Consider the following 9,213-nt stretch of genomic DNA (forward strand, 5'->3'; position numbering starts at 1 on the left):
ACGATGTTAATTTCTCGTCCTGAGACAATTTCTGGACGGCAATAACCTTGATATACTGCAACTTCGGCAAAGCCACACAATACATCGGCTGCGGCTATGGCACGGGAGACATTACGAATTGCGTCGGCTTGTTCTCCTACTTCTGTTCGCAATTCGGTAAAAATATCGTACTCTAGCTGGTACAAATCTTTTTCAGCCGTAAGGATACGCGCTTCTCTTTCTTTTAATTCTGGCGTGTAGTAGCGTTCTTCGTTCTTTAGAGTTTGCTTGCGAATGTAGTTAGTGGGAACTTGATCGGCTTTGGCACGAGAAATGCTGATATAGTATCCGAAGGTGTCGTTGTGACCGACTTTTAATGTTGGAATTCCCGTTCTAGCTTTTTCATCAATTTCAAAATTAGCCACCCACTGCAAATCTTCTTCTAATAGTCGCCGCCTTTCGTCGAGTTGGGAATTGATCCCAGGACGAATTAAATTTCCTTCTGTGAGGTGAATGGGGGGAGATTCAACTAACTGCGCGCGCAGTTTATGTCCTAATTGTTCTAAATCTGAGGGAAATTTTTGTAAAGTACGGAGATAGGGCGATCGCGTTTCTGTGACTAACCTTGCTAATTCTGGTAAACGCAACATTGACTCTGCTAATGCAACTAAGTCTCTCGCATTTGCCGTTCCCGAACCAGCCCTACCGCTGAGTCTTTCTAAGTCATAAATTTGTCGTAAAAGCTGCCGCAAGTCGTGCCGTAAGGAACTATTTTCTACTAGTTCTTGAATTGTATCTTGCCGCGCTCGAATGCCTTTAATATCTAATAGTGGTTGCAAAAACCATCGTTTTAAAGCACGACTACCCATCGCCGTAGTTGTTTTATCTAAAGCCCATAATAGAGAACCAATAAAAGTTCCATCTCTCACGGTTTGGGTAATTTCCAAGTTGCGACGAGTTTGATGATCGAGAATTAAGTAGTCGGTAATTGCATAAGTGCGTAGTTGTTGTAGGGGAACGTCACTTTCTTTTTGCGTATCTTCGATATAGTCTAATAATCCACCCGCTGCACTCACGGCTAGGGGTAAATCTTCACAGCCAAAACCTTCAAGCGATCGCACTTTAAACTTTTGAATTAACTTTTGTCTAGCTTCACCCGTGTTAAAACTAGATTGCGATCGCAAACAGTAACAAAATGATGGTGGTAAGCATTCGGGAATGTGTTCTGATGTTTCCCCGGGACGAAATAATGTCCCTACGTCTGGTGCTTTGGTAGGAACGAGGACTTCAGATGGTTGCAGTCGCAGTATTTCTTGGGTTAATTGTTCTAAATTGCTGCCTTGCGTTGCTAAAAATTCTCCTGTCGAGATATCTGCATAAGCTAAACCCCAATGATTTTTCGCGATCGCTATTGCTGCGAGATAATTATTACGGCTAGCTTTCAGCATTCCATCTTGCAGCAGAGTCCCTGGAGTCAGGATGCGCGTCACTTCCCGCTTGACTAAACCTTGTGCAACCGCTGCGTCTTCAACTTGATCGCAGATAACGACAGCATAGCCTTTTTCGATCAACTGAGTTGTGTATCGTTCCCAAGCGTGATGCGGTACGCCTGTCATCGCCACCCGTCCAATTTCGCCACCGTGTTTGCTGGTGAGAACGAGTTCCAATTCCCGCGAGACTATGACTGCATCCTGAAAGAATGTTTCAAAAAAATCTCCACACCGATACAGCAATAAAGAATGGGGATGCTTCTCTTTTACTTCTACATAATGCTTATACATTGGCGATAGCTTGTTTTTGTCTATCTGCCGACAGTCAGTACAAGGTTGTATGGGTGCTTGAGATTCAGCAGCAGTCGGAGTGGAAGGAACTTTCATGAATCGCTCGTACTACAGTCTTTTACGACTCTACCGTAGGTTGATGATAAGAGATAACTTTGTTAAGCTTCGCTAACGCTGTTTTTGTGACTCAGTGCGATCGCTCGCCTCGTCTATTTTAACTGTCAGGGTAGTAAAGATGCGATAACTTCATTCAGCTTCGTGCTTCGCAGTAGGGGATACGTGTTATGAAGTGCGATCGCTCTTATATTCGTCTACAAAAGGATTTTTTGATGACAACTTATTTGAAATTAGTTTTAACTGCAATTATTTGGGGTGGCACGTTCGTCGCTGGTAGAATAGTCGTACAAACTATGGAACCATTTACAGCAGCATTTTTTCGCTTTGCGATCGCTTCAAGTTGTCTTTTAATCTTGACGCAAAAGATTGAAAAACGCTTGCCTCAATTCCCGAAAAGTCAATTGATTCCAGTTATTTTACTAGGCTTGACAGGTATTTTTAGTTACAATGCCTTCTTTTTCCTCGGCTTGCAAACTGTTCCTGCTAGTCGTGCTGCTTTAATTGTAGCTCTCAACCCTACTTTTATCGCTCTTGGTGCTGCTCTATTTTTTCAAGAAAAATTCAATGGTTTAAAATTAATGGGAATTATTACTTCTCTAATAGGTGCAGCAATTGTCATCAGCAAAGGACAAATCATAAATTTATTAAGAGGTAGTGTAGGCTGGGGAGAAGTTCTTATTTTTGGCTGCGTACTCAGTTGGGTAGCTTATACTCTCATTGGTAAATCAGTTATGAGATCCCTTTCTCCGTTAGCTGCTACCACGTATGCTTGTATAGTAGGAGCGATCGCGCTGTTAATTCCAGCTTTATTTGAGGGAATAGTTCAAAATTTCATGCAGTTTCCTCTTTCTGCTTGGCTAGGAATTCTATATCTAGGGGTTTTGGGTTCGGCAATTGGTTTTAGTTGGTATTATGAAGGAGTTTCAGCAATTGGTGCTGCCAAAGCCTCAATTTTTATTAACTTAGTTCCCGTGTCTGCGATCGCATTCGCCGCCTTATTATTACAGGAACCGATTACTGTTAGTTTAGTCTTGGGTGGGGTTCTAGTTGTCGTCGGAGTATTTTTTACAAATAAGAGTTAACTGTTGGAAAAATGCAATTTACCACATCTCTACACTAGGTTCATTTATTTTGATTTATTTTGTGAGCGTCCCCACTTCTAAAAAATCTAAAATAATTTGTCTTGCCGCAGGGACTAAAGGTAGAATGCGATCGGCTTTGGGTGAATAACAACTCCCGTGTTGAATTTGTTCGGGAGTTAATAAAGCCATATCCCAGCCTTCCTTTAATACGAGTTGGTCTAAATCTACTGTTAGTGGTGCGTGAAAAACATAGCGCTCTACTTTAGAATCGGAGTAACAGCCAACTTTAGATATAGAAGGGGGAAAATAAGTAATTTCTTCCTGTAATTCTCGAATTACAGCCTCATGTGGCGTTTCGCCTGGGTCGAGATGTCCGCCAAAAAAGCCCCAGTGTGCCGGATAAACAATATTGGGAATGTCATCGCGTAACTGGAAGAGAAATTTATTGTCACGATAGAGGATAGCGATCGCCACGCGAACGGGTTGATGAGTCATAATTTTGCAAGAATTAACCTAACGGGTGGGAGTCTGTACCTGCTGTTCCTCTACATAGATTTCCCCAAAATCTTGACCTGCGATCGGGATACTCTGAAAATATACCTTACCTTCAATTGAGACAGGTGTTTGCAGCCGCACATTCGTTCTTTTTGTCAGCACCCAAATTTTCCCTGTGGAGTCTTGCAGTTGATACATCCGCCAACCAGCTAAAGGTATTTGTTGTACGACTTTACCTTGGAGGCGAACGGTAGTTCCATTGCCTGTCTCTGGTTTGAGTTCGCCAATCTTAAAAGCAGTTGCACCCATCAAGCCAATACCATTCATTACATACTGGGGCAATCTATCACAACCAAGCAGTCCTACGACAAGAAATAAGTAAATTGCAATGCGAGAGAAATTCATAAAAAGGGACAAGGGGGACAAGGAAGCAAGGGAGTCGGGAGTCGGGGGACAAGGGGGAGCAACTCAAAATTCACGCATTCACGCATTCACGCATTCAAAATTTCCCAACACCCTACACCCTACACCCTACACCCCATTCTTTACTGATAACTGATTGCTTAAACTATATAAGTCAAAAACAGTTATAACTGCCTTTTGACAAAACCATTTTAAAAAAGTTCCCTCAACGGCGATGAACACAAAAACAGCGAAGATACTAGATGGCAAAGCTTTAGCTCAAAAAATTCAGACGGAGTTAATGACACTGATTCAGGCGCTACAACCGCAAATCGGACGACCCCCAGGGCTAGCAGTACTCATGGTGGGGGATAATCCTGCTAGTGCTGCCTACGTGCGCAATAAAGAGCGGGCTTGTACTAAAGTAGGAATTGCTTCTTTTGGAAAGAATTTTCCTGCCGATGCTACCCAAGCAGAAGTCGCACAGGCGATTCAAGATTTAAACCAAGATGAAAGAGTCGATGGGATTCTCGTTCAACTACCATTACCCAATCATTTAGATTCTGTCGCTTTACTACATCAAATTGACCCAAATAAAGACGCAGATGGATTGCATCCGGTGAATATGGGACGGTTGGTCAGGGGAGAATCGGGTTTACGCAGTTGCACCCCAGCAGGTGTGATACGAATGTTACAGGAATATCAAATTTCTTTGCAGGGTAAACAAGCTGTAGTCGTGGGGCGGAGTATTTTGGTTGGAAAGCCTCTAGCTTTGATGTTACTAGAAGCTGATGCAACAGTCACGATCGCCCATTCGCGATCGCATAACCTTGCAGCCATTACTCAAACAGCAGATATCCTCATTGCTGCTGTCGGTCGTCCTAACATGATTACTGCCCAAATGGTCAAACCTGACGCTGTAGTCATAGACGTGGGAATCAACCGCATTATCGACTACGAAGGTAACAGCCGCCTGGTTGGAGACGTAGATTTTGAGTCAGTACAAGAAGTTGCCGAATTGCTGACCCCAGTTCCAGGTGGCGTTGGTCCTATGACAGTCGCCATGCTATTGCACAATACAGTCTGGAGCTATTCTCAAAAGGTTAATGGGTAATGGAAACAAAAAAGTCAAAAGTCAAAAATCAAAAGTCAAAACGACTTTCTTTTCTTCTGACTCCTGACTCCAACTGACAACCGATAACTGATAACTGATAACTATCAACTGACAACTGCCAATTTCTCGTAAAATTGTTACGGAGACGACAGCACCTAAAGGAAACAAGGCATGGTAGCAGCGGATAACCTTCAGATGCCTCATAATGAAGCCCCGTTTGACCTCTCAGCTTACTTGAAACAACGCCAAGTAGAAGTTGAAGCGGCGCTGGAGAGTTCGATTACCGTCACTTATCCAGAAAAAATCTACGAGGCAATGCGCTATTCGCTTCTAGCAGGAGGAAAGCGGTTACGTCCGATTCTCTGCTTGGCTACTTGCGAAATGGCAGGAGGCACGGTAGAAATGGCAATGCCTACGGCTTGTGCCTTAGAAATGATCCATACGATGTCATTGATTCATGATGACTTACCAGCTATGGATAACGACGATTACCGACGCGGACGACTGACAAATCACAAGGTTTATGGTGACGATATTGCAATTCTGGCTGGAGATGGTCTGTTGGCTTATGCCTTTGAGTATATTGCTACCCAGACTAAAAATGTACCACCAGAGCGCGTATTACGAGCGATCGCGCAGTTGGGTCATGCTGTTGGCGCGGCGGGATTAGTTGGCGGTCAAGTCGTAGATTTGGAGTCGGAAGGCAAGTCAGACGTGACCGCAGACACTTTGCACTTCATTCATACCCATAAAACTGCTGCACTACTAGAAGCTTGTGTCGTCAGCGGAGGTGTTTTGGCAGGGTTGGAAGAATTGGATTTGCAACGGCTGTCGCGCTATGCTCAAAATATCGGACTTGCCTTTCAAGTCATCGATGATATTTTGGATGTTACGGCAACAGCAGAGGAATTAGGCAAAACTGCTGGCAAAGATTTACAAGCGCAAAAAGTCACATATCCTAGCCTATGGGGTATAGAAGAATCCCGCCGCCAAGCACAAGAATTAATTGCCACGGCAAAAAAAGAACTAACTCCATTTGGCGAGAAAGCACAACCACTCATTGCTCTAGCTGACTTCATCACCAACCGCAAAAATTAGGGGAGTGGTGAGTGGTGAGTGATGAGTGATGAGTGGCGAAATATCGACTCCCGACTCCCGACTCCCGACTCCCGCCTCTCAAACTTTACCCTTTACTCTCAATCCTTTCCAACCTCATGCAGGACATTGGCGATATTCTCAATAACAGCGTACTGCTGGTTGCTATCATAGCTTGTCTAATTGCTCAAGCAGCAAAACTGGCGGTTGAATTACTCAAAAACCATAAATTAGATTTTCGCGTTTTGTTAACTACTGGCGGTATGCCTAGCGCCCATTCTGCATTAGTGACAGCTTTAGCCACAGGTGTCGGTCAAACAGCAGGTTGGGATAGTCCAGAATTTGCGATCGCGACTATTTTTGCCATCATTGTTATGTACGACGCTGCTGGTGTGCGTCAAGCCGCAGGCAAACAAGCCCGCATTCTCAATCAAATGATGGACGAGTTATTCAGCGAACACCCTGAACTGAATGAAGACCGCTTAAAAGAATTATTGGGACATACGCCTTTCCAAGTCATTGTTGGTTCTATGTTGGGCGTATGCATTGCTTGGTTTGTCAATACTTTGTTATTCACACCTACCTACCCAGTACTAGCGGCGGGAGGCTAATCAGTTGTCAGTTATCAGGGAGCAGGGAGCGCACGAGCAGGGAGCAAGGAGCGCTCGGGAGAGTCGCGGAGAAAGAATTTTAAAATCTCCACACTTCCCACACTTCCCACACCACGCACCACGCACCACTCTTTCCTGACAACTAATAACTGATTACACCGTTGTCAATGAAGCTAGAGGATCGGGAATAGTATCAGAGGGAGCTTGAAATTGCCCGGTGATGACAAACTCTAATCGCAGTTTCAGCCAAGTAATAAACTGAGAATTAGTAGAAATAATTGCTGCTGCTGGCTGTGGGCATTTGGTTTTAATTTCCTGCATTTCGGGGGCTTCTAAAAAGGCAGGTTGTTTCACTAACCAAAAATCAATTTCTTTTTGCTTTTCTAAGTAGTCGCGCGTCCGTTCTTTCAATACTTCTTCTAAAGGTTCTTCTTCAATTAAAAAATGTTGACTAGCTAAAACGTAGTGGTATGTTTTCATTGTTTTGATGGTAATTGGTAATTGGTAATTGGTTTTCCCCTGCTCCTCAGCTCCCTCAGCTCCCTGCTCCCTGCTCCCTGCTCCCTACTCCCCTAATAGCTTGTTTCATCTCGCGCACGGCTCGTTCCATACCAACTAAAGCCGCTCGACTAATAATTGTATGACCGATGTTGAGTTCTTCCATCCCAGGAATACAGGCAATTGGGTAAACATTCCAATAGGTTAAACCGTGTCCGGCGTTAACTCGCAATCCAGAGGCGATCGCTTGTTCGCAACCTTTGGCTAACACTGTCAATTCTGCTTGGCGGCTGGCTTCTGATTTTGTCTCAGCATAGCGTCCTGTATGCAGTTCGATAAATTTGGCTTTAGTCTTGACAGAAGCTTGAATTTGTGCATCCTCGGCATCAATAAACAAACTTACGGGAATATTTGCTGTTTGTAGCTTGTCTACTACCTCGCTCATGCGATTCAGTTGTCCTGCTATATCTAATCCCCCTTCAGTTGTCACCTCTTCTCGCCGTTCGGGAACTAGGGTGACATAATCTGGCTTTACATCTAGAGCGATCGCCACCATTTCTGCTGTCGCTGCCATTTCCAAATTCAGGTGCGTGCGGACTGTCTGCCGCAATATTCTCACATCCCTTTCTTGAATGTGTCGCCGATCTTCGCGCAGGTGGACTGTAATCCCGTCAGCTCCGGCTAATTCTGCTAGCACCGCTGCTGCCACGGGATCTGGCTCTACCGTGCGTCGAGCTTGTCGAATTGTCGCAATATGATCGATATTTACTCCCAGTGTAGGCATCCACGCTCCCTATACTTGCCGTCTCCGCACTTAATTTTACCAAGAGTCAAACTAAGTCGTAAGTTGTAAGTCGGGTATTCGTAAGTGGAGGACTGCAAAAAAAGCGCGATCGCCCTATCATAGAATTAGATGGCTCCGAATCTAGCTCGCTTCCTACGAGATGGCATCTACAGAAAAATTAGCGATCGGGGCATTGAGCATCAGCATAAAGATTTGCATGAGAGCTGATAGATAAAATAGGAGGCAAGCTATGCGCGATCGCGTTAACTTAACCTGATTTGATATATTTTCGATTCCTTAATACAACTTAATAATTTCCGAGAAAGGAATCATTTTAGATGTAGCTATACCAATATTAAGTTATCAATTATTTAGTCAGTGGGAAGACTTATAAATACTTCTTCCCTCAGTTTCCAGTCCCTACCCCTTAGCTTAGCTCCGAAGATGTGTCCATTAAGTGTCAGTACTAGCCGCTCTACTCATGCCTTGGAAACAGGGGAAGCCAAGCTGTGGAGTTTGCTGGTGGGAGTGAATCAATATCAAGACGCTCGGCTACCGTCGCTGAGTTATTCTGCCTCTGATTGCCAAGGATTGACAGAAGCGCTGGCAGAAGCAACTCAAGGATTTCCACGCAAGGAACCGATCGCGCATCACGATTTCGCTACTCATCCACCCACACTCGAGGCAGTGCGGCAGAGTTTAGAACAAATTGTCGCAGTGGCTCAACCTCAAGATACAATTTTGCTTTACTTTTCCGGTCATGGAGTTTTAGATCGGGAGACGGGGCAAGTCGTTTTATGTTTGGCAGATACATCGAAAGATAACCTACTGCAAACAGGTTTGAAATTGCCAGATGTATTAGAGCTATTGCACAAGAGTCAAGTTCATCGCCAAATGCTATGGCTCGATGCTTGTCACAGTGGGGATCTCACTTTGCGGGGAGCTAAAGGTGAAGTGACGGTAGAGCAACCAGAACTGAACCCAGCACAGCAATTGATGGAGGTATTGAGGCAACGAGCAACTCAAAGTCGAGGCTTTTATGCCTTATTATCCTGCGATCGCAAGCAAAGGTCTTGGGAATTTCCCGAACTGAAGCATGGGTTATTTACTTACTACCTGATGCAAGGATTAAGGGGGGAAGCCGCCGACGCTCAAGGTGTGATTGATGCAGATGGGCTATATAAATATGTTTATCACCAAACTATCCAATATATAGATCGGTTAAATCACCAACTGCGGCTGATGAATCAGCAAA

The 9,213-nt window shown here is 44.4% G+C and carries 13 protein-coding genes; 7 read left to right on the forward strand and 6 right to left on the reverse strand.

Annotation, left to right across the window (positions count from 1 at the left end):
- On the reverse strand, positions 1 to 1,856 hold a 1,856-nt coding region (gene mutS / locus ACRC32_RS01040), incomplete at its 3' end, for a DNA mismatch repair protein MutS (RefSeq protein WP_438552242.1).
- 188 nt (positions 1,857 to 2,044) lie between these two features.
- Between mutS and ACRC32_RS01045 the strand changes: the two genes are divergently transcribed.
- The gene (locus ACRC32_RS01045) at positions 2,045 to 2,959 is read left to right on the forward strand and encodes a DMT family transporter (protein ID WP_438552243.1); all 915 of its coding nucleotides are present in this window, start codon (positions 2,045 to 2,047) and stop codon (positions 2,957 to 2,959) included.
- 54 nt (positions 2,960 to 3,013) lie between these two features.
- On the opposite strand, the gene ACRC32_RS01050 is transcribed toward ACRC32_RS01045, so the two are convergent.
- Together ACRC32_RS01050 and ACRC32_RS01055 are read right to left on the reverse strand one after the other, a co-directional pair.
- On the reverse strand, positions 3,014 to 3,454 hold the full coding sequence (locus ACRC32_RS01050) for an NUDIX hydrolase (protein WP_438552244.1): 441 nt from the start codon (positions 3,452 to 3,454) through the stop codon (positions 3,014 to 3,016).
- Positions 3,455 to 3,472: 18 nt separating this feature from the next.
- Positions 3,473 to 3,781, reverse strand: coding sequence for a hypothetical protein (locus tag ACRC32_RS01055; protein ID WP_438552245.1), 309 nt, complete (start codon positions 3,779 to 3,781; stop codon positions 3,473 to 3,475).
- A 61-nt stretch (positions 3,782 to 3,842) separates the two neighbouring features.
- Here ACRC32_RS01055 and ACRC32_RS01060 point away from each other — a divergent pair, with 61 nt between their 5' ends.
- Together ACRC32_RS01060 and folD are read left to right on the forward strand one after the other, a co-directional pair.
- Positions 3,843 to 4,013 (forward strand): hypothetical protein, encoded by a 171-nt coding sequence (locus tag ACRC32_RS01060; protein WP_438552246.1) that lies wholly within the window; start codon positions 3,843 to 3,845, stop codon positions 4,011 to 4,013.
- A 78-nt stretch (positions 4,014 to 4,091) separates the two neighbouring features.
- Entirely contained in the window at positions 4,092 to 4,970 is an 879-nt protein-coding gene (gene folD / locus ACRC32_RS01065) for a bifunctional methylenetetrahydrofolate dehydrogenase/methenyltetrahydrofolate cyclohydrolase FolD (RefSeq protein WP_438552247.1), read from the forward strand.
- Between the two features lie 21 nt (positions 4,971 to 4,991).
- Here the strand turns inward: folD and ACRC32_RS01070 are convergent, their stop codons facing one another.
- Complete coding sequence (locus ACRC32_RS01070; RefSeq protein WP_438552253.1) at positions 4,992 to 5,174, reverse strand: hypothetical protein; 183 nt, start codon at positions 5,172 to 5,174, stop codon at positions 4,992 to 4,994.
- Here ACRC32_RS01070 and crtE point away from each other — a divergent pair.
- The 3 genes from crtE to ACRC32_RS01085 all read left to right on the forward strand — a co-directional run bounded on the left by crtE (position 5,142) and on the right by ACRC32_RS01085 (position 6,815).
- On the forward strand, positions 5,142 to 6,068 hold the full coding sequence (crtE, locus tag ACRC32_RS01075; RefSeq protein WP_438552248.1) for a geranylgeranyl diphosphate synthase CrtE: 927 nt from the start codon (positions 5,142 to 5,144) through the stop codon (positions 6,066 to 6,068). The two genes, ACRC32_RS01070 and crtE, sit on opposite strands and share 33 nt — an antisense overlap.
- 116 nt (positions 6,069 to 6,184) lie before the next feature.
- The gene (locus tag ACRC32_RS01080) at positions 6,185 to 6,676 is read left to right on the forward strand and encodes a divergent PAP2 family protein (RefSeq protein WP_438552252.1); all 492 of its coding nucleotides are present in this window, start codon (positions 6,185 to 6,187) and stop codon (positions 6,674 to 6,676) included.
- 4 nt (positions 6,677 to 6,680) lie between these two features.
- The gene (locus tag ACRC32_RS01085; RefSeq protein WP_438552249.1) at positions 6,681 to 6,815 is read left to right on the forward strand and encodes a hypothetical protein; all 135 of its coding nucleotides are present in this window, start codon (positions 6,681 to 6,683) and stop codon (positions 6,813 to 6,815) included.
- A gap of 14 nt (positions 6,816 to 6,829) precedes the next feature.
- Here the strand turns inward: ACRC32_RS01085 and ACRC32_RS01090 are convergent, their stop codons facing one another.
- Positions 6,830 to 7,156, reverse strand: coding sequence for an MgPME-cyclase complex family protein (locus ACRC32_RS01090; RefSeq protein ID WP_192157512.1), 327 nt, complete (start codon positions 7,154 to 7,156; stop codon positions 6,830 to 6,832).
- A gap of 55 nt (positions 7,157 to 7,211) precedes the next feature.
- A complete protein-coding gene (locus ACRC32_RS01095; protein ID WP_438552250.1) occupies positions 7,212 to 7,958 on the reverse strand; it encodes a pyridoxine 5'-phosphate synthase in 747 nt (248 codons plus the stop codon).
- Between the two features lie 444 nt (positions 7,959 to 8,402).
- Between ACRC32_RS01095 and ACRC32_RS01100 the strand changes: the two genes are divergently transcribed.
- The coding region (locus ACRC32_RS01100) for a caspase family protein (protein ID WP_438552251.1) at positions 8,403 to 9,213 on the forward strand (811 nt) is incomplete at its 3' end.

Source organism: Chroococcidiopsis sp., assembly GCF_051657925.1.
Lineage (GTDB): Bacteria > Cyanobacteriota > Cyanobacteriia > Cyanobacteriales > Chroococcidiopsidaceae > Chroococcidiopsis.

Bases quoted from the DNA above. Each gene is read 5' to 3' on its own strand.
- ACRC32_RS01080 (WP_438552252.1), top strand. From the start codon at position 6,185: ATGCAGGACATTGGCGATATTCTCAATAACAGCGTACTGCTGGTTGCT.
- ACRC32_RS01045 (WP_438552243.1), top strand. From the start codon at position 2,045: ATGAAGTGCGATCGCTCTTATATTCGTCTACAAAAGGATTTTTTGATG.
- ACRC32_RS01055 (WP_438552245.1), bottom strand. From the start codon at position 3,781: ATGAATGGTATTGGCTTGATGGGTGCAACTGCTTTTAAGATTGGCGAA.
- ACRC32_RS01060 (WP_438552246.1), top strand. From the start codon at position 3,843: ATGCGAGAGAAATTCATAAAAAGGGACAAGGGGGACAAGGAAGCAAGG.
- folD (WP_438552247.1), top strand. From the start codon at position 4,092: ATGAACACAAAAACAGCGAAGATACTAGATGGCAAAGCTTTAGCTCAA.
- ACRC32_RS01050 (WP_438552244.1), bottom strand. From the start codon at position 3,454: ATGACTCATCAACCCGTTCGCGTGGCGATCGCTATCCTCTATCGTGAC.
- crtE (WP_438552248.1), top strand. From the start codon at position 5,142: ATGGTAGCAGCGGATAACCTTCAGATGCCTCATAATGAAGCCCCGTTT.
- ACRC32_RS01095 (WP_438552250.1), bottom strand. From the start codon at position 7,958: ATGCCTACACTGGGAGTAAATATCGATCATATTGCGACAATTCGACAA.
- ACRC32_RS01070 (WP_438552253.1), bottom strand. From the start codon at position 5,174: ATGAGGCATCTGAAGGTTATCCGCTGCTACCATGCCTTGTTTCCTTTA.
- ACRC32_RS01090 (WP_192157512.1), bottom strand. From the start codon at position 7,156: ATGAAAACATACCACTACGTTTTAGCTAGTCAACATTTTTTAATTGAA.